The following is a 26538-nucleotide window of genomic DNA, read 5'->3' as shown; positions in this document are numbered from 1 at the left end:
CAGTATGGGGTAGCTGAGCATGACATTTGGTAGATTTAAACTGGCTGTAGTAGACCTGAGATGTAGCTATGTCTAACTATGGGTGACTAAGATTCTTTTGGGCTGGTACAAGAAATCGTCGACTCTCACCACCCCAATCACAGTATGTCTAAAAGGCGTTTATGCCCGAGTAACTGAAAAGCCAACCCTAGTGCTGGCTTGCATAAAATCAGAATAAAAAGTACACTTTTGAGTACTTAACTAAGTACAAGGTGTGGATAATGAAAATGAGTACGATCTATGCTGAAAAAGCAGTTTCATCCAGCGAGGCTAGAAAGCACTTCAAGGACTGCTTGTCTGGAGAGCCTGTCGTGGTGCTGTCGAACAATGAACCTGCAGGTTACATGATGAGCGCAGAATTTTTTGAAGGGCTAATGAAAGCCTTAGAAAACAGTTCTAGTGACTCAGTGTCATCTTTTCGTCCTTTGAGTGCGCGCCTCGAGGTGATTGCGCACCTCAACGCTCAAGCACTTGAGGATCTCAGTGAAGATGACTTGGGTGAGTTTAGAGAGTGAGTCATAAGCAACCGCAAATCAGAGTTTTTAAGCACAAGGTACTAATTGATTCTTTGACTCAGACGGAACTTGATTTGTTAACTGAAGACTTCAAAGTTTACAAACAGACGGGTAAGAAACCAGAGTTTTTTGGTCGAGATGAAGCTTATGACCATCCAAATACCCTGCCTATATTAAAAGCAGAAGAAGTAAAACATATTCACCTAGCGACGAGTGATGCTCCTTTCCTGCGAGCGGTCCAATTTTATCAAACCAGTGATAAACACTTGGTGTATTGCCAGGGTTGGGCTGACCCACGTTGTTACCTTTTGATTGCAATACTAGCTCCTGATGCCCATACGCAAGCTAGAAACACAACAATTATGAGAAAGCTTGGTTTAATCGCAGAAAAATTCAGGCAGCAGTTTTAAAAGTACGATTGATCCGAATGATCCCCAACTTTAGCTGGGGATACCGCTCGCTAGTTAACAAATTAACACAACACCCATGTTTGCCGCGGTCGAAGAGGGCTAACCAATGTTAATAGAGAACATAAAGTAAACTCTATCCCAAGATATCCAATGCGACTATTATCTAGAACTCATCACGCGCATAGAAAGTACGACTATCAGGAGTCCAATCGCATGCAAGGCTGTAAAGTCTTCACCTAACACATAGACAGCTGCACCTGCAGTAATGATCGGCCCTATATTTGCGCTCAAGCTTACTTCCGCTGGAGTGAGGATCTCCATCCCGGCAGCAATCAAATAGGCAGGTAACACGGTGCAGACCAAGCCCAGAATGATCCCCAATCCTATGAGCGTCGGGCTCCAACTTTCAAAACTGCCATCCAAAATGAAAAAGTGAAGCAATATAGCAGCACTAGCACTTGCCATCCCGACACTGGTAAAGAGTTGGCTTCCCATTCGGTTTATTAACGGCTTACTGAATAGTAGATAGCATGCAAAGACAAAAGCCGATGCAAAAGCCAGGCTTCCACCTAAAAAAATTTCTGAGTTAGCACCTGCAGGCTCACCGATGACAATGGCTGTAACCCCAAGGTAGCCTGTGATAACAGCAATAATGACACGCTTTGTGGGGCGTTGTTTATAGAGTATCCAAGAAAGCAATATAACGATGCTGGGATAGAGAAAAATAATTAATCGCTCCAGCTGAGCGGAAATATGATTCAAAGAGGCTAGGTCTAGGTAGACGGTGACGTAGTAGCCAAACGCACCCAAAAATCCGGCTTTCCATCCATCTTGCTTTAACAACTTACTCTTATCGTGTTTGGTGATAAGAGTAAACAAAACCAATAAATAGATGGGTAAAGCGCTGATCGCTCTGAGCAGCATAACAGACTGTACATTGCCACCGAATTGATAAGCGACTTTAACCAATATTGGTTTGAGTGACATCAGTGCCGTACCAGCAAGGGCAAGACTGAGGCCCTTGAAGTAACTGGTTTGAAAAAAACGTTTATTCGGTAGGTGTTCATTATTAGAAATCATTCTCTAATCCTTAAGAAAAAGGCTACGAGAATGCACTACCATGGCTACGATTCTCGCAGCCAGGCACAACTCATCCTACCTAGCTACAGGTAAAGATGATAGCCAACGGTTGAATTGGGAAGTGTTCATAAAATCTCCAAGTGAGACTTAACACTATCGCCATTAGCTTGATTGAGCAACTGAAATTTCGACTCGCTCCCTGTTCATCTGCGAAATATTTATTTGCGAACAGTTAGGGATATAGTATCTCCAATACAGGGTGATTCTCAGTCCATTCGAGTGATAAAGGTTTGCTCGTCATCCACAAAAGCCACAAAGCCGCCGTGATAGATAAACACTCGACCGCGCCCCTCGACTAGGCAGGCTAACTGTGGGTTCAAGTCTTCTTCGATATCTTGGCTTTGAAAGGTGCCGGTATCGGTAATTACACCGCTGAGTGTGGGCAAGTATCCGTAACTGCGCTTGGCTTGATCAATCAGGCTCAGTTCGCTGGTGGTGGAAAAGTAAGAGGGGATCACACCGGCTTCTTCAATAAATAGTGGTTTCAGCTCTTCAAAAGCAGTGATCACAAGCCAGTCGATGTCGTTAACTCGATGGATAAACATAAGGTATCTCGATAATTCTGATGCGCAGAGTTTATCACTAACAACTTACTCAGGGCTAAAAAATTGATAGATAATCTTGTGCTGATAAGGTTTATCAGGCGTTACCTCGGAGAGGGGGAAGTGGTCAATATTGACGGCATTAACGTAGCCTTTAGGCTCAAGACAGACACCGGCAAACTTGTGATAAGTTGCACCAAATTTGGCGTTCACAGTATCTAGGTTGTGTCCGTTATAAAAATGCAGCGTGCGTTCATTGGAATAGACGCGCAGACCAAGCTGGCTGGCGGTGAGCTCTGCGACTAGGTTTGTCTTGCCGTCATAGGCTAAGGTGTATGAGTCGTTGATATCTAAAGCTTGATCCACACACTCGGCTAGTGATTTAGGGTGTTGAAAATCAAATGGTGTGCCCTCTACATTGATGAGCTCGCCATTTGGCACGCGTTCTTGCTTTTGTTGTAGTCGCTGTTGAGATGGAATTGATAGCCGGTGATCGCCCACGTAGCCTGATGAGTGACCGTTGAGGTTAAAGTAGCTATGTGCCGTGGTACTAAATGGGGAAGGTGCGTTTGACTGAGCGGTAACCTCGAGGCTTAATTGATTGTCTGATGTCAGAGTGTAAGTCGCTAGCACATCGACTTTTGATGGAAATCCTTCCTCGCCGTCATTATCGACCAAGCCTAACGTCAACGAGACGCTGTGCTCGGTTTTACTGGTGCCGACGATTTTCCACACTCGGCGATGATAACCAAACCGCCCGCCATGAACGCAGTGTTTACCCTGATAGGCATTGGCGTTGACCTTAATGGTTCGACCTTGGTAGTCAAACTGGGCGTTCTCGATACGATTGGCCACTCGGCCAATGATCGCGCCCATATAGTGTGGGTCATTGGCATAGTCTGCAAGCGTATCATAGCCCAAAACGACATCGACCAACTCGCCGCTGCGATTAGGCACTAGCAAGGATTTGATGATCCCGCCCAGTGTCAAAATCGATACCGACATGCCGGTGCTTGAGGTCATGGTCACTTGGTGAACACTCTGGTTGTAGAAATAACCGACATGACGGGTATCGATAGGCATAACGCGCTCCTAAGAGTTGACGACATTGATGGGTTGGCCATCAATAAAGCTTTGGATGTTGCTAGCGACCATATTCATGATCCGTTCACGGGCATCGAGGGTGGCCCAAGCGATGTGCGGTGTAATGACGCAGTTTGGCGCGGTTAGCAGTGGGTTATCCGCAGCCGGTGGCTCTTGCCAAAGCGTATCGAGCGCAGCACCTGCGATCTCACCTTGTGTTAATGCTGCGGCCAGCTCTTGCTCTTGGACCAGTTGGCCACGTGAGGTATTGATCAGTAGGGCACTTGATTTCATTTTCTTGAGTGTCTGTTGGTTGATCATATTCTCGGTGGCAGGCAGCGCGGGGCAATGCAATGAAACGAAGTCCGATTCACATAACAAGCGTTCGAGTGAGACTTTCTCGTGCTGATACTCCGGGACTTTGGCGCTAAAGTCGTCGTGGGCTAAGACGTTCATACCAAACGCACTGGCAATCGCTCCCACTTGCTGACCGATATTGCCAAAGCCAACGATGCCCAAGGTTTTACCCGCTAACTCGACTTGTGGTGTCAGCCAATAGGTCCAATCTTGGTTATTACTCCAACCAAGATTGGTTTTGACGTCATCGCTGATGCTGCCGACGTTACGCGCGAACTGGAAGATATGCGCGAACACCATCTCAGCCACGGTTTGGGTGCCATACACCGGCACGTTCATTACCACGATGCCTTTTTGCTTGGCATAGTCGACATCCACCACGTTATAACCTGTAGCGAGTACCGCGATACATTCGAGCTCTGGGCAGGCATCGATCACTTGTTGGCTGATCGGGGTTTTGTTGGTCAGTAGGACGCTGGCATTTCGCGCGCGTTCGATTACCAGCTCAGGTCCGCCAGTGCTGCGGTCAAAGGACTGAAACTCGCCGAGTGAGGCAATCGGTGTCCATGGATTATCGCCTGGATTGAGGGTGTAACCATCCAAACAAACAATAGTTTTCATATCTTTTCCTTAAGATGACGTTGCTAGGCGATTTTTCACCGAGCTGAATAGGTTGCGAATGGCGCGGTTAACCGCCGGGATTTGGCTACAAATGATCATCACAATCACACATACCAAGATAAATGAGATTGGACGCTCAATCATCGGCATTAGACTGCCACCGGTGGTTTTTAGGCCCGTGCGCAAAGAAGTATCTGCCATTGGCCCTAAGATCACGCCAATAACCAGCGGTGCAATCGGCACTTTAAGCTTCATAAAGAAGTAGGAGATGATGCCGATGATGCCCATTAAGTACAGGTTGAATACCCGCATTCCTAGGGCAAATGAGCCAATCACACACAACACAGCGATCAAGGGCATAAATAGCGTTTGTGGGATACGTAGAATATGGATGACCTGCTTAGACAAGATCATGCCGCACACCCACATTGCAATCGCAGCAGCAAACAAGATCGCCGTGACTTCAGGGATAAACGATGGGTTAGTTTTCAGTAGCATAGGACCTGGCGCCACGTTATGCAGCATCAAGGCACCAAGCAGCATAACTGCCGGTGGCGAGCCTGGAATACCAAGGCTTAGCAATGGGATCATCGCACCGCCAACACACGCTTGGTTGGCTGTTGAGGTTGAAATAACTCCCTCAGGTGCGCCCTTACCGAAGGTTTCTGGCTTTTTACTGGTTTTGCGCGAGATGCCGTAGGCAACCCAAGCTGCGATGTCCTCACCAATGCCAGGAACCGCGCCGATGCCGACACCCGTTAATGCCGAAGCAATAATATTACGGGTATTTTGGAACATGGTTTTGAAGTCAGGCATCAAGCGGCCAATCGATTTGGCGTTCATCGACTTCATCTTCAGCTTCGACTCTAACACCGACATGATCTGCGGGATACCAAACGCACCAATCAAGACCGGCACCACATCGATACCGTTATCCAGCTCATGGATGCCCATGGTAAAGCGCGGGTACATCTGCATATGGTCTTGGCCTATGGTAGAGAGCCAAATACCAAATAGGCCCGCTATCCAGCCTTTGATGGCCAACTCTGGCGAGGTCAGGCTGCCCGAGATCAGAATGCCAAATAGGGCCAGTAAGAAGTACTCGTACGAGGTGAACTGCAATGCCGCCTTAGCGATAACCGGCGAGAGGAGCGCCACAAACACCATGCCGATCGCTGAGCCGATCAGTGATGAGGTTGTCGCGAGACCAAACGCGCGCCCCGCTTGCCCTTGCTGAGCCATTGGGTAGCCATCCATAGCCGTTGCCGCAGAGGCAGCAGTCCCAGGAATGTTCAGCAAAATGGAGGTGTACATACCGCCATACACACCGCCGACGTAAATAGACAAAAGGGCAAGCAGCGCGGTTTGATTATCGAGACCGTAGGTGAGGGTGGTGAGTAGTGCTACCCCCAAGGTTGCGGTCAATCCAGGCATCGCGCCAAAAATAATCCCCAAGAAAGTACTGCCGACCAGGATCAATATCAGCAGTGGTGAGGTGAAAATATGCCAGAACATACTTCCGAAAGTGGTTAAAATATCCATGTTTATCACCTGTTAGAATGCGTCTTCGAGCAGCTGAAGATCTTCATCTGAGAGCTGCATGGCTTCTGTTTGTTTGGTTGGTGCTAAATAGGTGTAGTAAGTCTGATTAAATACCTGCTCGACAATCAGCCCCTCGTTAGGTAGTGGCACCAACAGGAAGTATCTGAAGATAGGACACAGTACAGCCGGGAAGACCAGGCCGATGATCAGCAAGCGGCGAACCTTGGCGCTGACCTCTTTGCCCAGCGCTTTGCCTTGCAGGTAGAGATAGCTCGACATGACGAAACCGCTCACCACCAACACCAAGTCGCTGGTGTAGGGGTAGAGTGAGTTCATCGCATCGGCTATGCCCGTGGCAAATAACAGGATCGATAGCACAACGGTTGCCGAATAAATCTTAATTAATTGCTTGGTGACTTTTTCGATATCTAGGTAGTACAGGCCGATATAGAAGATTAGAAATATCGCCGAGGCGAGAAAGAAGTCGTACCAAGTGATAAGTACGTAGATGTAGGTAATAATACCGCCACCTGAAATAAGGAACCCAGTTGGGTTGATGTTCTTATAATGGTGCATCAGTAGCGCTTTGCCCTGCGCCGCTTTACTTTTCAAAAATACCGACAGACCCGCTGCAAACAGTGAGCAGCCAATAAATAGCGGTAGTAACCCGGGTGATTCGTACCACTCGGTGGTTACCCCGCCAACGGTGCCGGAAAATGGCATGGTTAATGAGTTTGCGATGACCATCAGTGAAAACACCATGACTACCAGGGAAAAAGCAAAATCCCAGCCATGCATCTGTTGTTCTTCAAGTGTTGGCTCTTGATGTTCTTGGTCTTGTGAAGCGTTTTTTTGCTCAGACATTTGGTTTTGCGTAGACATGTTTTGCGTAGACATAGGTGCCCCCAACAGCAAGTCAATCAATCAAAAGGGAAGACCAGCCTCCTAAAGAGACTGGTCTATAGGCATTACTCAGGTTTTGGAATGCCAAGTGACGCAGGGTCAATCTTCGCCGCTTCCAGATCCCACAGTGTCCAGCTAAACAGCGACTCTAGGCGCGCCATACGCTCGTTGGCTTTCTTACCGAACTCACCGACGATCTCATAGTGGTTTTCGCTCGCATAAGTCAGCACCTCTTCGCTTTGCATTGCACTCGCGAAGGCTTTAGCCACCGTACGCTTGATCTCAACCGGAGTCTCTTTCTTCATTGCAAAACCAATCGCTTGCGAAATAGGTAAGTGCTCTTGAAGCTGAGGGTAGGTCTGCAAGCCAGAAGGGATAGTGATATCACCGACGGTAAACGGATTCTCAGTCAGAGTTGCCAGCGCTTTAAAGTCACCCGATTGGATAAGCTGGTTTTGCTCCGCCACAGAGGTGATGACCACATCAACCTCGCCGCTTAACGCCGCGTTTTGGCTGCGAGAAGAGCCTGGGAACGGAATGAAGTTCATCTCACCACCGATGCCTTTTTCAAACGCAAGGTAGTTGATATGGTGCAGTGAGCCGGCTGAACCTGCGCCAACACGTACTTTACCTGGGTTGGCTTTAACATGGGCGACGAGCTCTTCAATCGTGTTAATTGGCGAGTTTTTCGATACCGAGATAACATCTGGTGAGCTTGCGACGATAAAGTAGTCAAACACGTCCATACGGTTGTCCCAGCCACCCATTACCGCTGCGGCGACGTTTGACTCAGAAAGTCCAACAAAGGTATAGCCATCGGGGGATGAGTTATAGCCTTCAAGCAGACCGACCGAACCAGAAACACCGCCAGGTTTGTTGATGACGTTGATATTGGTACCAAGGTATTTGGCCATCGACGCGGTCGCAACGCGGTTAATTACGTCAGTACCGCCTCCGGCAGACCAAGTAACCACGTCAGTGATGTTTCGCGTAGGGTAGCGATCCGTCGCCTGAGCAAATGAAGTTGTCGCAGCGATGGCTGCAACCAAAACCGTTTTCAGTAGAGTTCTCGTTTTCATTTTGTTTCACCTCTTGTGATGCGGCGTCAGATCTTAAGCCCAACTTGTGCCGCGGCTTGGTTGATATTCCGGTTTAGATCTTGATGAAATAGCTCTCAAGATCGGCCCAAATATCCATGTATTCTTGTTTTCTTAAACTCTCGCCAAAGCTATCCATGCCGATGGCATCAATTCGGTCAGAGATGCGATTGGTCATACGAATATTCGCCTCGAACATTTTTACAATATCCCATCGCGTTGGTGAGGTATCTGATGTAAGCCAACCTTGGTAGTTAAACTTCTTCAGATAATAAATAAATTCGATGTATTGCATTAGGCTGCGGCTGCCACAGAAAAAATCCCAGTCCCATTTGCCGTCGTTGTCATTGATATGGATGTAGTACTGCATATCAAGCGAGTTAAGCAAAGCGAGCTCTTCTGCTGGGTTATTATCGCCATATAGAGAGTGACCATAATCGAGCGTGACACCAATATTAGGATTGCCGATATCTTTGATCAGACAGATGGTTTTTGCTGCGTCGTCCAGATAGCAGCGGCCACGCACTTCGTTGGGTTTGTACTCGATAAACAGTGGGATATGTGGCTTATAGTCACCCGCCTCGCCAAACGTCTCACATAAGCGTTGCCAAGTCTCAACATAATCGGCTTGGAAAGAAAACTCGTAGCCATCACTGAGTGGACAACACTGCACCTTATCGGCACCCACTTCCTCAGCGTAGTCTTTGGCTTGCTTAATAAAGCTCACGGCGCGATCGCGTACGGCTTTATCTGGAGAGGTAAGCCCACCGGATAAAAACTCTTTTTCAACTTTCACATTGACGTTAATACACGCGACTTTAACGTCGTACTTGGCTAACAATATTTTTAGCTCGGCCAAATTGTCATAATTCACCTCGTAGGGGTAAACCAACTCGGCTCCTGTCATCCCGTCAATCGTGCGCAGCGTTTGCAGGCGCTGCTCTAGTGTTTTTGGTTCGTTATATTCAGAGAAGCGGTCACGCGTCTGGCTGAGAAATGGGGTAATCACTGCATGTTTAAACATAAGTCTCCCTAGGCAATTGCCTTGCCTCTAATTAGTAAGCTTCCGATTGATTGGATATCAGCATGGCGCTTGCGACGTCGATGATGTGTTTTGACGACAAGCCATATTTCTCCAGCAGTAGTGGGTAAGCACCGGATTCGGCGAAAGTATCATCCAAACCTAGGTGGTCAAATTGCGCCTGGATCTGCTCCTTGGCCATGCGCGTGGCAATGTCATAGGCCATGCCATTGCGTTTTTGATGGCCCTCGGCAATGATCACGCGGCCGGTTTTCTTAATTGAGCGGCTAATCGTTGCCCAATCAAGCGGTTTGACGCTGTAGGCATCAATCAGTTCAACACTGATCCCTGCCTCACGCAGCTCATTGGCCGCTTCGATAGCCTGGAAGAGGATATCGCCATAGGAGACTATGGTCAGGTCGTTGCCGATCATCAGAGTATGACTGCCGCCGCACTCAAACTGGGCGTTCTCGTCATACAGCTCATAGTAGGCATCGCGCATCAAGCGGCAATATACCGGTCCCGGCGTCTGCATGGTGACATCAAACAGAGCGCGGCTTGAAGCGCTATCGCAAGGCGCGAAAATGTGCATATTCGGCAGTGTGGACATCAGCGCCATATCTTCCGACGCTTGGTGGGTGACCCCATCGATCGCCGCGGTGGTACCACCATGTGAGGACATCAATTTGACGTTAAGGTTAGGGTAGCAAATAAAGCTGCGCACACTCTCTAGGGCGCGCATGGTTAAAAATACCCCATAACCCGCCACGACGACTGGACGGCCATTGGCGGCCATGCCCGCGGCAGATGCCATCATGCCAAACTCGGCAATACCCATCTGAAAGTAGCGCTCAGGGTACTGCTGGTTAAATAAATAGGAGTTGGTTGAATAGCCAATGTCGGCCTCAAAAACCGCAAACTCTGAGTTAATTTCACCATACTCAACCATGCGTTCGGCAAAGGCTAATCGAGTCGGTTTTTTGGATTTAGTAACTGTAATCATAGTGATAGCCCTTAGCTGTTAAACGACTAGCTCTGCACGTGCGTCGGTATACTCTTGCTCGCTCGGTGCCTTGCCATGCCAGTTGCGCACATCTTCCATAAAGCTCACGCCTTTGCCCTTGACCGTATTGGCCACAATGCAGGTTGGCTTACCTTTGGTCCCCCGAGCGGTATCGAGTGCCGTTAGAATTTGTTCGATATCGTGACCATCGATGGTCAGGACATGCCAGCCAAAAGAGCGGAACTTATCTTCGATGCTCAGTAGCGGCATGATCTGATCGCTGGTGCCATCCATTTGCAGGTTGTTTTTATCCACAAAGAACACCAAGTTATCTAACTGATATTTGGCCGCGGCCATCGCGGTTTCCCACACCACGCCTTCATTTAGCTCACCATCACCTAGTAGCGAATACACCCGGCGACCGTCTTGTGCAAGCTGGCCCTCGAGCGCCATCCCGGTGGCGGCGGCGCAGCCATGTCCAAGTGAGCCGGTGGTGATATCAATCCCTGGGGTGCTTTTCATATCTGGATGGCCTTGCAGAATACTGTTGATCTGTCTGAGCGTGGTGAGGTGCTCACGATCGAAATAACCAAGCCGTGATAGACAGGCGTACCAGACCGGACAGGCGTGCCCTTTAGACAGAACAAAGCGGTCGCGATGACTTTGCTTTGGCTTATTTGGGTCGAGATTCTGCATTTCTGAGAAGTACAGAGTGGTGACGATTTCGGCTGCAGAAAAAGAGCCGCCAATGTGTCCTGATTGCGCTTGATAAACCATATCGAGAATATCAATTCGAACATCATTGGCCAGCTGATAAAGCTCCTGAACACTTATATTAGGCATAAGTGATCCTCCTTGAATAGGATGCAAATTGAATGTGGATAATAACTAAACTGTTTATTTCTCTAGGAAGTGGTAATTCTCTAAGAATTCAATAAATTGCTTAGATACTTGCTCCCAGTGAGTTAAATGCATTTCCCTAGCTTCATTGATATTGCCAGTTTGCAAATTATCAATAAGCTTGTTGTGTTCTATAATCGAATCCCAGGGTAGGGGTCTTAGCTTAATGACAATATCTTTGCAGCGTTTGTTTTGCTCGTTGTATTTCCTAGCTGTCTCAATCAGTCGAGAGTTTTCGGTATATTGAAAAATCTGATCGTGGAAAGCAAAATCATGAATCGCCCACTGCTGAATATCATTATCATCAAGCGCTTGCTCCATCTTACTCGTATAATCACGCAGGACATTTATCTGACTCTCAGTCAGCCCTTTTGCAATGCAAATATCCAGCGCCATCACCTCTAAGTGGGCAATCAGCTCATAAAGCTCCTCGACATCACGTCTTGACAAGGCGCAAATTTTTAGTCCATGTCTCGGATGAAGTTTGATCAAACCATCTTGTTGTAGTCTTAGCAGAGCTTCTCTTACAGGAGTTCTGCTAAAGCCACATATCTCGACCGCTTCATCAACAAGTAGTTGCTGATTGATTCGAAATTTATTCTCTAAAATCATTCGTTTAAGCTTATTGTATGCTTGTTCTGATAGCTTCATAACGGCGTCTTCAACCTCTATACCAATCGCAAAGTGTGAGCGAAATCAATTTATTTTCTAATAGATTCCCTAAAAAATTTATTAAAACATTCATTAATTGCTGTTGAGTATAAAATAACCAGGTTGTTTCAAACGCGATCTTAGTCACGCAAAGAGACAAAAAATAATATATTTTGCTAGAGTGATAATGTACAAGAAAAAGATATTAATATGTGATGTGCGTAGCTGGTTTATTTATAGGTTAAGTATTACTGTATGCGGTAAAAATATTAATATGTATAATAAAATTATTAATAATCATATAAAATTAAAAATAAATTAATAAATTCTTTGTGACGAAATTCAAATATGCCTTAATGAAAATAGAGTAGCTTTATTTGTGTTGCCTGGTGGTTTATCTGACCCTTTAGGAGGATGTATGTCAATTGCAATTGGCTGTGATGATGCAGCGGTTAAATTAAAAGATGAACTTTGTAAACACTTAGATAAATTAGGATATCAATATATAGACTATAGCCAAGCACCAGCTGGTGGCTCTAATTTATATGCCGACGTTGCCGAAAGAGTAGCAAAAAAAGTCGCTGATAATACTCATCAGCGCGGCGTATTGGTGTGTGGGACAGGAATCGGTGTCTCGATTGTTGCTAATAAGGTGCCAGGGATCCGCGCTGCGCTTTGTCACGACGTGTTTTCTGCGGTGCGGGCAAGAAAAAGCAATGGCGCGCAAATCATTACCATGGGCGAGCGAGTGATCGGTGTGGAATTGGCAAAAACGATCCTGCAAGCCTGGCTCGAAGCAGAAGAGATTGACGAGGCGTCTAAGCCAAAAGTGCAACGGATCAGTGAGATAGAGGCCGAGATTCTGGCGCAATAAGCGGCAAGGAGAGCAAGATGAGAAAACCGAAAAAACTTATCAATGATAAAAATGCCGTAGCTCGCGAGCAGTTTGAGGGCTTTATCGCGGCCATGCAGCATGACTTAGAGCCGATAGGTGATTATACCTGTGCGATCCGTAAAGCCCCACTTGATGGCAAGGTGGCGATTTTTACCGGCGGCGGCGCTGGACATGAGCCGATGTATGGCGGCTATGTGGGCGAAGGACTGGCCGATGCGGTGGCGGTTGGTGATGTGTTTGCTGCTCCAACGCCGGATGCCATCTTTGCCACAGCGTTAGCGCTTAATCCAGAAAACGGCGTGGTGTTTATTTACGGTAACTATGCTGGCGATAACATGAACTTTGATATCGCCGCTGAGCTGCTCGAGGAAGAAGGGATCCAATCTCACACGGTTCGCGTCAACGATGATGTGATCTCAGCGCCGAAAGAGCTAGCGCAAGAGCGTCGTGGTATTGCCGGCGCACTGTTTGTGTTGAAGGTGGCTGGCGCGGCGGCCAAGCGGGGTGACAGCTTTGAGCAAGTAGTGGCAGCCAGTGAAATGGCGCTCGCTCATACCAGCTCGATTGGTGTGGCGCTTGGTCCGTGTGCGATCCCAAGAAATGATGATTTTAATTTTCATATCGCCGACGACCAAATTGAAGTCGGTATGGGACTTCACGGCGAGCCGGGAGTCGGCAAGTCGGCCTTAACCAGTGCCGATGAAGTAACCGAGCAGGTGATGGAAAAGTTAGTTGAAGAAGCGGGCCTCACTCAGGGCGACCATGTTGCTCTCTTGGTGAACAACCTAGGGGCTTCAACGCAAATGGAGCTGCTGATCACCAATCGGGCGGTACACCGTTATTTATCTGAGCGACAAATTTCCATCGTCGATAATCTTATTGGTGGCTATTGCACCTCACTTGAGATGTCGGGCTGGTCGATCTCATTGCTCAAACTCAATGATGAACTCCAAGCCCTGTACCAAGCCCCTTGCCAATCGTTTGCACTAAGGAAGTGATTATGAACAGCACACAAACCAAACAAATGTTGCAATATATGGCGCACAACATGGTGAAAAGTGAGCCTGAATTAACGCGTGTCGATCAGGCGATTGGCGATGGCGACCATGGGCTGGGGATTGAACGCGGCTTTAGCAATGTTGAACAATTGATTGAGCAGGGATTTGAGGCCAAAACGGTCGGTGACGTGTTAACTAAGGTGGGTACTAAGCTGCTTACTACTATGGGCGGCGCTTCAGGCGCGATCTTTGGCACCTTGTTTCGTAATGGCGGCAAAGCGGTCTCCAATGCGACTGAGTTGAACACAGCCGTAGTTGCTGATTTCTTAGCTGCGGGGCTGGAGGGAATACGTCAGCGCGGCGGCGCCGATGAGGGGGCGAAAACCATGATCGATGCCCTGGCGCCAGCCGCCAGAAAGGCACATGAGATCGCGCATTTGCCGCTAGAGCAGTCAATGCCTTTGATCACTGTAGCAGCCAAACAGGGTGTAGAGGCCACCAAGTCGATGATTGCCACTACGGGCAAGGCGAAAACCCTTGGCGAGCGGTCGCTGGGTTACCCTGATCCTGGCGCCATCTCTATGTCGTTGATCCTAGAATTCATGACGACTTATATCATTGAAGGAGTGCCAGCATGAAAAAGGTCTGGTTGGGCTCGAGTTGGAAGATGAATAAAACCGAAGCCGAGGTGGTTGAGTATTGCCGTTCTATCGCCCCTGTGCTTAACAATATCAGTCATGAGCTTCAGACCTTTCTAATCCCGCCTTTTCCTTACGTGAAACAAGCCGGGACACTACTGGCGCAGACGCCTTGCTTAACCGGCGTGCAGAATATTGGCTGGGCAGAGCAAGGGGCATTGACTGGCGAGGTGTCGGTCAGCATGGCCAAAGATATCGGTGCCACACTGGTTGAGATAGGTCACTCCGAGCGCAGGCAGTGGTTTGGTGAGTGCGATGAAACCGTCAATAAAAAAGTGATACTGTCACTTAAAGCTGGGCTCGTGCCCTTGATCTGTGTTGGTGATAGCGCTGAAGAGAAGCGCTGGGGCGTGTCTGCGGAGTCAATCGTGCGGCAGGTTAAGATTGCGCTGTATGGCGTTGAGCCAGCGGATTTAACCAAGGTGATGATTGCTTACGAGCCCGTTTGGGCGATTGGTGAGGGAGGCTCTCCGGCTAGCGCACAAGAAGCGGAGGCGGGGATGAGTGCTATTCGCTGTGCCTTAACGTCTTGTTACGGCGCCGAGATAGCTCATCTTATCCCGCTGCTCTATGGCGGGAGCGTCAACCTTGACAACGCGCAAACCCTAATCGCTCAGCCAAACATTGATGGCTTGTTTGTCGGCCGAACAGCATGGCAAGCTGATGGATTTGCTCGCTTAGTCGAGCTGGTTTCCGAGGTGATGATGTCGAAGGAGCGAGTGACTGGGAGAGGTGCCTATGCAACTTAACTTTTCCATCAGTACCGTGGCCTATTCGGGTTATCGAATGGAGCAGGCAATTGATTCCATTGCTAGCTTGGGAGTGCAAAACATCGAACTGGCCTTGATCCAAGGCGCGGTTTACGACCTGACCGAGTCCGATATTACGCCAGAGCTCGCCCGGTGGATAAAGTCGTACCTAGATGATAAGCAGATGCGCTGCAGCTCATTAGCAGCGCACTGTGATCTGACTCTGGAGAACTGCGAGCAAAGGCTGATCACGCGTCTTGAGATGTGCAAAATCTTAGCTTGTAAGCGCTTGGTGCTGTACGCACCAAGAGGTGCCGAGCTTGGTGAGTTTGTGATGGCAGCATCAAACGCGATTACCTTAGCTAAGCAACTTGGGATCAAGATTTTGATCGAGAACGTCGGTGATACTCAGGCTTACTTACTCAATCAAGCGGATGACTTTGAGCCATTTTGTCGGCAGGCGGACAGTACGGTGTTTGGCATCAACTTTGATCCTGGTAACTTTCTCTCACATCGCCCACACCTAGACGTATTGGAGCACAGCTTATCAAGCCTTGCATTTGCAGAGCACCTGCATCTAAAAGATCTCTATTTGGAGCAAGATGTTTGGCGCTGCTGCGAGTTAGGGGGAGGGGCAGGCAAATACCAAGCCTTACTTGAAAGTGCCGCAGCTAAAGAGCAAGTGCCGTTTTTTAGTATCGAGTCGCCTTATGCGCTTGAAAGGCTGGTTGATGGCTCGACACGGTTTAAGCCTAGAGAGCAGTTATTGCCCATCGCTGAAATAGAGCAGCGGCTGTCCAAATCGATTGAGTTTATTAATCAGTGTTTGGCTTGAGGCTGTGTGAGGGTAAATATAGATGGGTAAAAACAACAAGGGCGCTAATCAATAGCGCCCTTTTCGTTGATTGGATTTAAAGGGTTAAGCTTCTTGCGCTTGCTCAACCATCGCAATGGCCAGTGCTTCAGCGGCCTTGATGCCATCGATACCCGCAGAAAGGATACCGCCGGCGTAGCCCGCACCTTCGCCTGCTGGGTAGAAGCCCTTAAGGTTCACGCTCTGGAAATCTTTACCACGCTTGATAGACACAGGCGATGAGGTACGTGTTTCAACACCGGTCAACAAGCCATCATCGGAAGCAAAGCCTCTGATTTTCTTATCAAACGCTGGGATAGCCTCACGGATCGCCTCGATAGCAAAATCAGGCAGTGCTTTTGAAAGGTCAGTCAGCTTGATGCCAGGGGTAAATGACGGTTCAACCTCACCCAGCGCACTTGGATCGCGACCTTTAAGGAAGTCACCAATCTTCTGTGCTGGCGCATCGTAGTTTTCACCGCCAAGCACGTAAGCGCCTTTTTCCAGCTCGCGCTGCAAGCGAATACCGGCAAGCACGTCACCAGGATAGTCAGTCTCAGGCGAGATACCGACCACGATAGCGCTGTTGGCGTTACGCTCTGCGCGAGAGTATTGGCTCATGCCGTTGGTCACTACTTGACCTTCTTCAGAAGTCGCCGCGACCACAGTACCGCCTGGGCACATACAGAAGCTGTATACGGTGCGACCATTCTTACAGTGGTGAACAAGTTTGTAATCTGCTGCGCCAAGAATAGGGTTGCCGGCATTTTTACCGAAACGGGCTTCATCGATTACGGATTGTTTATGCTCAACACGGAAACCGACTGAGAATGGCTTAGCTTCCATGTAAACGCCGCGCTCGTGCAGCATCTCAAACGTATCACGCGCACTGTGGCCGACGGCTAGGATCACGTGACGTGATTTCAGTTCTTCACCGTTCGATAGGGTAAGACCTGTGATCTGACCATCTTGCATATGGATATCGTCCACGCGAGTACTGAAGCGGATCTCACCACCGAGCTCAATGATCTTGGCACGCATCTTTTCAATCATGGTCACCAGCTTAAAGGTGCCGATGTGCGGCTTACTCACGTAACGGATCTCTTCTGGTGCACCAGAGGCAACAAACTCTTCGATCACCTTACGGCCATAGTGTTTCGGGTCTTTAACCTGGCTATACAGTTTGCCGTCAGAGAACGTTCCCGCGCCGCCTTCACCAAACTGCACGTTCGATTCTGGGTTCAGCGTACGCTTGCGCCAGAAACCAAAGGTGTCTTTGGTGCGTTCACGAACTTCTTTACCGCGCTCGAGGACGATTGGCTTAAAGCCCATTTGCGCCAGGACAAGTGCTGAGAATAGGCCACAAGGACCAAAACCGATCACGACTGGGCGCTCAGTCAGGTTTTCTGGTGCCTTGGCAACGAACTTGTATTCCATGTCTGGCGTTTCACGCACGTGTGGATCGCTGGCAAACTGCGCGAGCATTTCTGCTTGGTTGGCGACCTCAACATCCAGGGTGTAAATCAGCAGGATTTTGTTTTTCTTACGAGCGTCATAGCCACGTTTAAACATATTAAAAGAGAGAACTTCCTGGGCTGTGATGCCAAGTTTTTTTGTAATGGCGTCCAGGATGGCGCCTTCCTTATGATCAAGAGGAAGCTTAATTTCGGTTAAACGTATCATGTCGATTTCTCGTATTTTCAAATGGTGTCTTAGCGTACTGCAGCCACAGGTCACGTTCGATAGGCTGCAATAGGCTCACAATGGCGCGCATTTTACGTCAACTTGATTTGTCTGTCATACTTAATTGGACCAAAGCCGGCGGTTCGAGGAGATTATCACCGCTATTGTATTGAATTTTGGTTTGGGATCAGTATTATCGCCCATCCACAAACCCTGCTAACCAAGAGTTGAACACCATGGCATTTGTTGTAACTGATAACTGTATCCAATGTAAATACACCGACTGTGTGGAAGTCTGCCCAGCCGATGCGTTTCATGAGGGTCCAAACTTTATGGTCATCAATCCCATCGAGTGTATCGACTGTGGTTTGTGTGTCCCTGAGTGTGATGCTCAGGCCATCTTCCAAGAAGAAGAGCTTGCTGAAGACCAGCAGGTGTTTATCGAGCTTAATGCCGAGCTTGCCGAGCAATGGCCGGTACTGACCGAGGCCAAACCCGCAATGGAAGAGGCTGAAAAGTGGAATGGGGTGCCAAATAAACTAGGTATGCTGGAAAAATAAGCCCATTACTCAATTTGCTAAAAAGCGCAGCTCGGTTCCCCAAGCTGCGCTTTTTTCATTCCGACCAGCACAAAGCCGGCCAAAACATGACTAATTGCCGTGCTGACGACGCAGGTTATCAAGAATGATCCCAGTTGCCATGGCGACATTGAGTGACTCGGCACCACCAAAGGCAGGAATGGTGATCTTGTCGGTGACAAATTGCTCAGCTTGTGGGCGCACACCATGAGATTCACTGCCCATTAATAGAATCCCCTCAACGGCAAACTCCGTGCTGTGCACGCTGTTACCTTCAAGGAACGCGCCATAAATCGGCAGGTTTGCCTGTGCGAGGTACTCGGGTAGGTCAAGTTGAGTCACTTGCACGCGGCCGAAGCTACCCATGGTGGCACGGATGGTTTTGGGGTTATAAGGGTCGGCGCAATCGCGGCTCGCGACGATATGTTTTATCCCATACCAATCCGCAACACGGATAATCGTGCCAAGATTACCTGGGTCTGAAACGCCATCTAGGGCAATCATTAACCCTTGTGCTTGTGGCGCTGTGTTCGCTGGTATCTCAGCGATGGCGACGGCGGCATTATTGCTGACCAAGCTACTGGCTTTGGTTAGGTCATCGAGTGAGCTTTCAATGCACTCATAGCCGCTCAGCTCGGCGCGGTATTGATCGAGAAACTCACCAGTAGCGAAAATCTGTTTAACAACCAACGACGAATCAAGTAATTCAAGAACGTTCTTCTCTCCCTCAACCAAGAAGAGGCCATGCGCCTTACGCTGTTTCTTTTGCCCAAGTGCGCGAAGAAGTTTTAGTTGGTTTTTTGAAATCATAAAAGGTTTGTCTGTCCAAGAAAAAGCTGGCGCATTATATACCCAATAGCGCCAGCGATGCGAGTTAAAGCAAAGGATAGATCAAAGGAGCGCATTAAGCGCTCCTTTTAGTGGTGTGTCGGTTAACTATCGAACAAGAATAGGTAGTTACCGTAGCCTTGTGCCTCCATATCCTCTTTGGCGACAAACTTCATCGCGGCCGAGTTCATGCAGTAGCGAAGGCCAGTAGGGGCAGGCCCATCTTTAAACACATGACCTAGATGCGAATCACCGTAGCGACTGCGCACCTCAGTGCGGGGATAGATGAGTTTAAAGTCAGTCTTAGTGGTGATGTAGTGCTCGTCAATCGGCTTAGTAAAGCTTGGCCATCCTGTACCTGACTTGTATTTGTCGGTTGAGGAGAACAGTGGCTCACCGGAGACGATATCGACATAGATACCTTCTTGCTTATTGTCCCAGTACTCATTATTAAACGGGCGCTCGGTGCCTTCTTCTTGAGTGACATAGTATTGCAGCTCAGTCAGTTGCTCCTTAATAATCGATTCGCTTGGGCGTGCGTAACGGATACGCTCAACGCCATTGCTCTTATCAATCATCTGACGCAGGGTTACTGGATTCTCTTTACGGTCTTTACCAAATACCTCGTCAAGATATTGGTCTCGGCCAGAGGCATTGCGGTAGTACTTGTAGCGCCACTTGTTCTCTTTGTAATAGTCTTGGTGATAATCCTCGGCCACATAAAAGGTCTCATAGGCAATCAGCTCAGTTTTGAGTGGTTTCGGAAACACGCCCAAGGCATCAATCTGCTGCATAAAACTCTGCGCAATCTGTTTTTGCTCATCGTCGTGATAGAAGACAGCAGGGCGATAGTGGCGACCGCGGTCAACGAACGATCCTTGGTCATCGGTTGGGTCAATATGACGGAAGAACTGATCCAACACTTGCTCATAAGTCACCTGCGCTGGGTCATACGTCACTTGAATCACCTCAATATGACCGGTTTTACCCGAGGAGACCTGTTTGTAGGTTGGATTTTCAAGTTCGCCACCGGCATAACCAGAGACTACATCTAGCACGCCAGGAAGTTGCTCCAGGTCCGATTCAGTGCACCAAAAGCAGCCTCCAGCCAATGTGGCAACCTCAGTGGCACCCGAGGAGGCTTTGTTCATTTTATTGTCGGCACTAGCAGGCATCAACAAGCTCGCCACCGCCGCAAGACATAAGGCAATTAACAGTACAATTCGCTTCATGGTGTCACTCCTTTACCCTGGCTTCACGTAATTTAAACATCTATACGCAATAAGAACGGGAGCAAAGCGATTAAATTTCAACTATCGAAAGAATCGAGAGGCGAGAGGCGAGAGGCGAGAGGCGAGAGGCGAGAGGCGAGAGGCGAGAGGCGAGAAAATTTTCCAACCCTCGTCACTGCTGTCAAGTGTTACACCACTTCGAGCGCAGCGTACTCGCAGGGCAAAGCCCGATCTCGATTCTCGCCTCTTCCGAAGGGATAAAAAAACTCGGAGACAAGCTCCGAGTTTTGGGGTAGTTGCTGTCAGTTCACGACTTTAGCTTAAACCAACAATGTTGCCATCTTCATCGATATCCAGGTTCATAAAGGCTGGCTTGTCTGGGAGGCCTGGCATGGTCATTACGTTGCCGCTTAGGGCGTAGATGAAGCCTGCGCCAGCACACAGCTTGAGCTCACGGATTGGCACGTCGAATCCTTTTGGTGCGCCCTTGATCGAGCCATCGGTGGTGATAGATAGCGGCGTTTTGGCGAAACACACGGCAAGCTTATCAAAGCCGTGCTTTTTGAGTGCAGTTAGCTGTTGCTGGGCCTTGTAGCTCATTACTACGCTGCCGCCGTAACCGACTTCTGCAATGGTAGAAAGCTTTGACTCTAGTGAGTCTTGTACTGAGTAGAGTGGCTTGAAGTTACTTGGCTTGTCACACTGAGCTACAACTTTGTTTGCAAGCTCAACGGCACCTTCACCACCTTTACCAAATGCTTCACTAATTGCTACCTCTACATCAAATGGCAGCGCTTCAATCATCGCTTTCAGTGTCGCAAGCTCTTGCTCAGAGTCTTGTGGGAAGCGGTTAATGGCCACCACCGCTGGCACGCCGTACTTATTGACGTTGTTGATGTGCCATTTCAGGTTCTCAAAGCCTGCTTCAAGCGCCTTTTGGTCAGCGTCGAAGATAGACTCAGGGATCGCTTGACCTGGCTTGAGATTGTAAAGACCTGAGTTGGCTTTCAGTCCACGTAGAGTCGCCACAATCACCGCACAGTCAGGGGCTTGCTGTGAGGCTTGCGCCTTAATGTTACACGCCTTTTCAAAGCCCATGTCTGAGCCAAAGCCGCCTTCAGTTACTGTGTAATCAGCAAGATGTGTTGCGACGCGGTCAGCAATAATTGACGAGTTACCGTGGGCAATGTTAGCAAAGGGACCAGCATGAATTAGGGTAGGCACGCCCTCAAGGGTCTGCATTAGCGTTGGCTCGATCGCGTCTTTCATGCTTACGGTCATCGCGCCAGCAACATCTAGGTCTTCAGCCGTTACCGGGTCACCGTCAACATTGTAAGCAACCACAACACGACCGATACGTTTACGCAGGTCTTGTAGGTCATCGGCCAGCGCAAGGATCGCCATCAGCTCAGAAGCTGCAGAAATATCGAACCCATCTTCACGCTCGAAACCGTTGATGGTTTTGTTGATTTCGTTCTTACCAACAGTGATCATGCGCAGGGCACGGTCATTGTGGTCAATCACACGCTTCCAAACGACATTTTTTGGATCGATTTTTAGCGCCTTAAGGCCAGTACGCTCTTCGAATGCTTCGTAGCCTTGACGCTGCTCGTGATAAATACGTGCATCGATGGCAGCGGACGCAAGGTTGTGCGCTGCCGTTACCGAGTGAATATCACCGGTTAGGTGCAGGTTAAGCTCTTCCATAGGAGCAACTTGTGAGAAACCGCCGCCCGCAGCGCCGCCTTTGACGCCAAATACTGGACCCATTGACGGCTGGCGAATACAGGCTGCTGCATTGTGGCCGATTTTCTTCAGGCCTTGAGAAAGACCAATGGTGGTCACGGTTTTACCTTCACCGAGTGGCGTTGGCGTAATGGCAGTGACAAAGATAAGTTTGCCTGACTTGTTGGCTTGTGTGCGTTTAAGGCTGGAAAGCGACACTTTCGCTTTGTGCTTACCCAAGGCTTGGAACTCATCCTCAAGTAGGCCAAATTGTTGGGCAACGTGATTAATTGACAACAGCTCTGTCTGACGACAAATCTCAATATCTGGCAGCATAATATCTCTTTAACTAGCGATTTTGACCAAGGAAAACGTTTGCGTGAGCATAATACGAGTATTTTTCGTGATGTAAAGCCAATTCGTGTTGGAGATTTGTAAACGAAAAAACGCACCCCGAGGGGTGCGTTGATGTTTTGTTGAGTATTTCATCGATTAGGCGATAGCTTGCTCAAGGATCTGGCGACTTTGTTCTAAAGTTATACTCTGATTCTCACCGAGTGTGTGCATGCCATGGGCATCCAATTGCTCGACGACTTTGTCGACTGCTGCCTGCTTTGAGCTACCGTGCTCGTCAAAAACAGTCGCGACATTAAGGTGATGGTAGAACAGCTCGATCGAATCAATGGTGCGCTCGGCTAGGTCATCGCCTGGCTCAAGACCAAACACATTTGCGCCCATCTGCTCTAATTTAGCGCGCTTAACATCGAGCTGGTTGCGCAGCAGCGAAGGCTGAACGATGGCCAGCGAGCGGGCATGATCGACGCCCCATAAAGCGGTAAACTCATGACCAATCATATGGGTTGCCCAGTCTTGAGGTACGCCACTGCCAATTAGGCCATTGAGTGCCTGGTTAGCTGTCCACATCAAGTTAGCGCGCCATTCGTCGCTATCACGCGCATCGTAGCTCTCGCCAAGGCGTTTTAGGTTACGCAGCAAGGTCTCGGCGTAGCCTTCTTGGACCCAAGCGTCAGTCGTGGTGGTCAGGTATTGCTCACACACGTGTACCCACGCATCAACCACGCCGTTGATCAGCTGTCTTTCTGGCAGCGTTTTCATCGTATCTGGGTCTAGCACGGCAAACTTAGGCTGTACAAATGGGCTGAGAAACGCCAGTTTATCTTGGGTTTCGGCCTTGGTGATCACCGCGCCCATGTTCGACTCCGAGCCGGTTGCTGGCAAGGTTAACACTGCGCCAAGTGGCAGCGCTTGGTCGACAACATGCTGACCGGTTAGGATATCCCAGCCATCACCGTCATAGAGAGACGCTGCAGCGACATACTTGGAGCCATCGATCACCGAGCCACCGCCAACCGCGAGGATAAAGTCGATCTGCTCAGCTTTGACCTGTGCCACCGCTTTGTCCATCGTCTCTTTGGTCGGATTAGGCTCAACGCCTGAAAACTCGCTCCACTGATGCTGGGCAAGCGCTTGAGTGAGTTGGTCGTAGACGCCATTGCGCTTGATTGAGCCGCCACCGTAGATCACAAGGACTTTGTTGTCTGCCGGAATCGCTTGCGCGATGGCCTCAATTTGGCCTTGTCCAAAGTGGATTTGGGTTGGGTTTGCATAACTGAATTTCATTGGTCGTTTCCCTTATCTGTCGGCGTGATATCAGTGCAGGAGAAGCACCAAACCCTGATTCGCCGTTTGCCAGTGACAAATTCAATATGTGAATGAAATCGGCAAAGATCAATCCCTAGCACAGACATTTTTACACCGAGCACAGCTTAATTGGAAAGGCTCTCTCAGAGCGATGGTCTGATAGCAGTGGTCCAACCATAAAATGCCGAAACTCAACTCCATCTATTTTTGCTTGGAAAATCTCGTCTGATAAGGATTCAATTCATTGACGTAACGGATCGCTAGAGGAATAGCAGGACCTCTCAATATGGGTTTTGGTATATCGTCTTACCATCTAGCGCCAGATTACATAGCTAAATTTAAAATAAGTACCCACAGATCCATATTACGCTCAACGGTTTACCATCTCGTAGACAGTAGGAAGCGTTGCTTTCGCGGGAGCTTCAGCTTAGTTTCTGTCGATTCCCTGCTAATAGTCCGTTGAGGGGGGAAAGCTCGAGACCGATCACTTAGTGTTAGCCGCGCGTCGAAGCCAAATCATAGACAAAACCCAATTGCCATATTCATTAGACTGCTTATGTTATTTTACAGCTAAACCCTGAATGAGGCATGGGTCTAAGCCAATAAATGAATATGCTATTGGAGGAGTTAGGGATAAAGCTGGCTGTTGCTCAAGTAGTTGGTGATATTCAAACACTGTAGGCACTGGTAACTGCAAACTTGGGGTTCACTGTTGTTCCGGGAAGTGTAAAGCATATCACTTTTTGGGAACTATCAGGGGAAAACAGCTCGTGAGATGTAGCTCTAATTTGGAATGAGAAGTTGGAGTGTATAGCAAAAGACAACTTTATCCAATTTGTTGAGCAGACTTTAAACCAATGCTATTGATTTTAAAGATATGCCGACACTACCTACAACAAGGGCATGCTGGCACTGTTCTTGGGAAACACGTCTTTGCCCTATTATTCTTTAGCTACAACAGTATGACCTTACATTACCTCATTCTAGAATGTCGACAATATTCATTACTGAATCTACTAGATGGATAATTATCTCAAGAAAGCTATCCTCCGACAAAATCAGTACGAATCACGATCTCAATATTAATAAGTTTTTATTTTGCTATTAATTACTATTTGTTTAGACAAGAAAGTAGTGCACTATATAAATTTAACACTGTTTGTGTATTTCACTTGAATGGAGTCTGATGATGAAATCGAAAATATTAGCATTGCTTTTCTCTTTGTCTGCACTGCAAGGATGTGGTAGTGGTGAAAGCGAAGGGAGCAGTCCTGATAAAGCATTGCCATTATATGAAGGGAAAGTTGAACCTGCTGAACGCATCAGTGAAAATGACATACGAAGGTTATTGCCTTATGTCATATTTACTGATTCGACCGATAATATGTTGCTTAGTCGACAAAATCGGATAATTTACTCACAGCGAAGTGTTGAGAAAAGTGAACTCCCTTGCATCTCTGGCTCTGGCTATGAAAAGCTTTATGTAAATAAATCTCAAAAATCAGGTTACTTGGTTACAGAGTTTAACCACTGCCAGATATCAATCGATGGAGATGTTCTGAATGGCTCTTTTCGAGTCGATATGACCGATTACGACGAACAAACGCTATCCTTCCTTGAGACTTTAGTTTCATTCTACAGCTTTAAAACAACTTATCCAGATGGGAGTTTTGTTCAGTTTGACGGTACAGAAAAGGAACGCCTTGGACTCACCACTACAAATATCAGTATTAATACCAATCATCCTGATGAAGCTGTTCTTATCGAGGGTATGCAGACTTATGGTGAAGTGGGGCAGTGGCCTGCTGTTTGGGGGCAACGTGGTCTGTAAGACAAACAGGCAAAGTGTATTTGGCCGATAAGGGAACAGTTGAGTTAGATACCGATGAGCTGGCTTTTTATTATCAGGATGTTAAACAGCTGAGAGAATATGATACTGCTCTGCTTGCTGATGGTGAACTAAGGTTTAGTGCTCTTGACAATACTCTATCTGTACGGGGCTTATCAAAACTCATTCGAGAGCCTCACGATATAGGCTTTGGCACTAATGCAAGAGACTTTGTACTCGCAACCGAAGTCACAATTAAAGAAAATAGTGATGACTCCATTTTATTTGAAGCTCTTTTTCCTTCATGGATGCTATTGAACGCAAATTTAACAGATATCGTAGACCGAAATGAGAATGGGATTTGGCAAGGTTTTGAGGACTTCTTTGCTATCGATTCGCCAGAATTTGATCAAGATGGCGACGGTTATTCTAACCTAGAGGAATCGCTAGCATTTACCAATCCAAACGATACTGATGATAGCCCGGTAGAATGGTTGGTGACTTCACGAGATTATCCTGATGATCGAATTATTAATGTTGATGGCACTATCTCGCCATACTATGCGTATGCTTTAGACGATCTTTCGCTTACCATTGACTTGAATAGCTCAATTGACGATTGGCAGTGGCAATCGGCTAACTCTGACTGGGGCTGTGAATTGGTGGAAAACAAGCAGCAGCTACACTGTGCCACCATTCCAGCGACAGAATTCTCACTGTTTGAAAATGAACCGAAAGCGCCTGGAAGTGTAGATCTTTCCTACAGAATTAACATTGGTATTTTGGAATGGGTTGGAGAATACAACACTGAAAAGCCTCGTCAATTCGAGGCCCATTGGACAAGTACCTCTGGCTTGAAAGTTGTCGATAGTACGACTTTTTAGATGAATAGTTGGTTTTGAGTCGGCTTTTCTCTTGAACCCTTATGATAGAAATAAAATACTCAGTCGCACTATCATCGATTGAGTATTTTATTTTTGTTGTC

At 48.0% G+C, this 26538-nt stretch carries 26 protein-coding genes; 10 read left to right on the top strand and 16 right to left on the bottom strand.

The window, feature by feature from the left end; genetic code table 11:
• Positions 1-260 precede the first annotated feature (260 nt).
• A complete protein-coding gene (locus ACSTTG_RS21755) occupies positions 261-554 on the top strand; it encodes a type II toxin-antitoxin system Phd/YefM family antitoxin (protein ID WP_438457541.1) in 294 nt (97 codons plus the stop codon).
• Complete coding sequence (locus ACSTTG_RS21750) at positions 551-964, top strand: type II toxin-antitoxin system YafO family toxin (RefSeq protein WP_438457540.1); 414 nt, start codon at positions 551-553, stop codon at positions 962-964. The genes ACSTTG_RS21755 and ACSTTG_RS21750 overlap by 4 nt, the downstream gene beginning before the upstream one ends.
• A gap of 159 nt (positions 965-1123) precedes the next feature.
• On the opposite strand, the gene ACSTTG_RS21745 is transcribed toward ACSTTG_RS21750, so the two are convergent.
• The 11 genes from ACSTTG_RS21745 to ACSTTG_RS21695 all read right to left on the bottom strand — a co-directional run bounded on the left by ACSTTG_RS21745 (position 1124) and on the right by ACSTTG_RS21695 (position 11824).
• Complete coding sequence (locus ACSTTG_RS21745) at positions 1124-2044, bottom strand: DMT family transporter (RefSeq protein ID WP_438476289.1); 921 nt, start codon at positions 2042-2044, stop codon at positions 1124-1126.
• A gap of 266 nt (positions 2045-2310) precedes the next feature.
• Complete coding sequence (locus ACSTTG_RS21740; protein ID WP_438476288.1) at positions 2311-2649, bottom strand: cytosolic protein; 339 nt, start codon at positions 2647-2649, stop codon at positions 2311-2313.
• 45 nt (positions 2650-2694) lie between these two features.
• Positions 2695-3729, bottom strand: coding sequence for an aldose epimerase family protein (locus tag ACSTTG_RS21735; RefSeq protein ID WP_438476286.1), 1035 nt, complete (start codon positions 3727-3729; stop codon positions 2695-2697).
• Positions 3730-3738: 9 nt separating this feature from the next.
• Positions 3739-4707 (bottom strand): D-2-hydroxyacid dehydrogenase, encoded by a 969-nt coding sequence (locus tag ACSTTG_RS21730; protein ID WP_438476285.1) that lies wholly within the window; start codon positions 4705-4707, stop codon positions 3739-3741.
• Positions 4708-4716: 9 nt separating this feature from the next.
• Positions 4717-6249 (bottom strand): tripartite tricarboxylate transporter permease, encoded by a 1533-nt coding sequence (locus ACSTTG_RS21725; RefSeq protein ID WP_438457535.1) that lies wholly within the window; start codon positions 6247-6249, stop codon positions 4717-4719.
• A 12-nt stretch (positions 6250-6261) separates the two neighbouring features.
• The gene (locus ACSTTG_RS21720) at positions 6262-7146 is read right to left on the bottom strand and encodes a hypothetical protein (RefSeq protein ID WP_438457534.1); all 885 of its coding nucleotides are present in this window, start codon (positions 7144-7146) and stop codon (positions 6262-6264) included.
• A 71-nt stretch (positions 7147-7217) separates the two neighbouring features.
• The gene (locus tag ACSTTG_RS21715; protein WP_438457533.1) at positions 7218-8231 is read right to left on the bottom strand and encodes a Bug family tripartite tricarboxylate transporter substrate binding protein; all 1014 of its coding nucleotides are present in this window, start codon (positions 8229-8231) and stop codon (positions 7218-7220) included.
• 73 nt (positions 8232-8304) lie between these two features.
• Positions 8305-9273 (bottom strand): sugar phosphate isomerase/epimerase family protein, encoded by a 969-nt coding sequence (locus tag ACSTTG_RS21710; protein WP_438476283.1) that lies wholly within the window; start codon positions 9271-9273, stop codon positions 8305-8307.
• A 31-nt stretch (positions 9274-9304) separates the two neighbouring features.
• A complete protein-coding gene (locus ACSTTG_RS21705; protein WP_438457531.1) occupies positions 9305-10273 on the bottom strand; it encodes a transketolase family protein in 969 nt (322 codons plus the stop codon).
• A gap of 18 nt (positions 10274-10291) precedes the next feature.
• Entirely contained in the window at positions 10292-11116 is an 825-nt protein-coding gene (locus ACSTTG_RS21700) for a transketolase (protein ID WP_438476281.1), read from the bottom strand.
• A gap of 54 nt (positions 11117-11170) precedes the next feature.
• Positions 11171-11824 carry a GntR family transcriptional regulator gene (locus ACSTTG_RS21695; RefSeq protein WP_438457528.1) on the bottom strand — a complete coding sequence of 218 codons (654 nt, stop codon included), beginning with the start codon at positions 11822-11824 and terminating at the stop codon, positions 11171-11173.
• Positions 11825-12242: 418 nt separating this feature from the next.
• Between ACSTTG_RS21695 and ACSTTG_RS21690 the strand changes: the two genes are divergently transcribed.
• The 5 genes from ACSTTG_RS21690 to ACSTTG_RS21670 are packed head-to-tail and all read left to right on the top strand — an operon-like array spanning position 12243 to position 15999.
• On the top strand, positions 12243-12698 hold the full coding sequence (locus ACSTTG_RS21690) for an RpiB/LacA/LacB family sugar-phosphate isomerase (protein WP_438457527.1): 456 nt from the start codon (positions 12243-12245) through the stop codon (positions 12696-12698).
• A gap of 17 nt (positions 12699-12715) precedes the next feature.
• Positions 12716-13717: a dihydroxyacetone kinase subunit DhaK gene (locus ACSTTG_RS21685; RefSeq protein WP_438457526.1), complete on the top strand. Its 1002-nt coding sequence runs from the start codon at positions 12716-12718 to the stop codon at positions 13715-13717.
• 2 nt (positions 13718-13719) lie between these two features.
• Positions 13720-14355, top strand: a complete 636-nt coding sequence (gene dhaL / locus ACSTTG_RS21680) for a dihydroxyacetone kinase subunit DhaL (protein ID WP_438476279.1) — start codon at positions 13720-13722, stop codon at positions 14353-14355.
• Complete coding sequence (locus ACSTTG_RS21675; protein ID WP_438476277.1) at positions 14352-15164, top strand: triose-phosphate isomerase; 813 nt, start codon at positions 14352-14354, stop codon at positions 15162-15164. Before dhaL ends, ACSTTG_RS21675 begins: the two co-directional genes overlap by 4 nt.
• Positions 15154-15999: a sugar phosphate isomerase/epimerase family protein gene (locus tag ACSTTG_RS21670; protein WP_438476275.1), complete on the top strand. Its 846-nt coding sequence runs from the start codon at positions 15154-15156 to the stop codon at positions 15997-15999. Before ACSTTG_RS21675 ends, ACSTTG_RS21670 begins: the two co-directional genes overlap by 11 nt.
• Positions 16000-16083: 84 nt before the next feature.
• Here the strand turns inward: ACSTTG_RS21670 and ACSTTG_RS21665 are convergent, their stop codons facing one another.
• Positions 16084-17700: an NAD(P)/FAD-dependent oxidoreductase gene (locus ACSTTG_RS21665; protein ID WP_438476274.1), complete on the bottom strand. Its 1617-nt coding sequence runs from the start codon at positions 17698-17700 to the stop codon at positions 16084-16086.
• A 236-nt stretch (positions 17701-17936) separates the two neighbouring features.
• Here ACSTTG_RS21665 and fdxA point away from each other — a divergent pair, with 236 nt between their 5' ends.
• Positions 17937-18260, top strand: coding sequence for a ferredoxin FdxA (gene fdxA, locus ACSTTG_RS21660; protein WP_438457521.1), 324 nt, complete (start codon positions 17937-17939; stop codon positions 18258-18260).
• Between the two features lie 90 nt (positions 18261-18350).
• Here fdxA and ACSTTG_RS21655 read toward each other — a convergent pair whose 3' ends face one another.
• The 4 genes from ACSTTG_RS21655 to ACSTTG_RS21640 form a co-directional block, all read right to left on the bottom strand.
• Positions 18351-19088 carry an RNA methyltransferase gene (locus tag ACSTTG_RS21655; protein ID WP_438476272.1) on the bottom strand — a complete coding sequence of 246 codons (738 nt, stop codon included), beginning with the start codon at positions 19086-19088 and terminating at the stop codon, positions 18351-18353.
• A gap of 122 nt (positions 19089-19210) precedes the next feature.
• Positions 19211-20338, bottom strand: a complete 1128-nt coding sequence (msrB, locus tag ACSTTG_RS21650) for a peptide-methionine (R)-S-oxide reductase MsrB (RefSeq protein WP_438476270.1) — start codon at positions 20336-20338, stop codon at positions 19211-19213.
• Positions 20339-20653: 315 nt separating this feature from the next.
• Entirely contained in the window at positions 20654-22399 is a 1746-nt protein-coding gene (locus tag ACSTTG_RS21645) for a formate--tetrahydrofolate ligase (protein WP_438476269.1), read from the bottom strand.
• Between the two features lie 156 nt (positions 22400-22555).
• Positions 22556-23704, bottom strand: a complete 1149-nt coding sequence (locus tag ACSTTG_RS21640; protein ID WP_438476268.1) for an iron-containing alcohol dehydrogenase — start codon at positions 23702-23704, stop codon at positions 22556-22558.
• A 1207-nt stretch (positions 23705-24911) separates the two neighbouring features.
• Here ACSTTG_RS21640 and ACSTTG_RS21635 point away from each other — a divergent pair.
• Both ACSTTG_RS21635 and ACSTTG_RS21630 read left to right on the top strand, forming a co-directional pair.
• Complete coding sequence (locus ACSTTG_RS21635) at positions 24912-25556, top strand: hypothetical protein (protein ID WP_438476266.1); 645 nt, start codon at positions 24912-24914, stop codon at positions 25554-25556.
• A gap of 14 nt (positions 25557-25570) precedes the next feature.
• Complete coding sequence (locus ACSTTG_RS21630; protein WP_438476265.1) at positions 25571-26437, top strand: hypothetical protein; 867 nt, start codon at positions 25571-25573, stop codon at positions 26435-26437.
• Positions 26438-26538 lie beyond the last annotated feature (101 nt).

Source organism: Vibrio glycogenivorans (assembly GCF_051660965.1).
In the GTDB taxonomy this organism is placed as follows: domain Bacteria; phylum Pseudomonadota; class Gammaproteobacteria; order Enterobacterales; family Vibrionaceae; genus Vibrio.
This window is presented reverse-complemented; position numbering and strand designations above follow the sequence as displayed.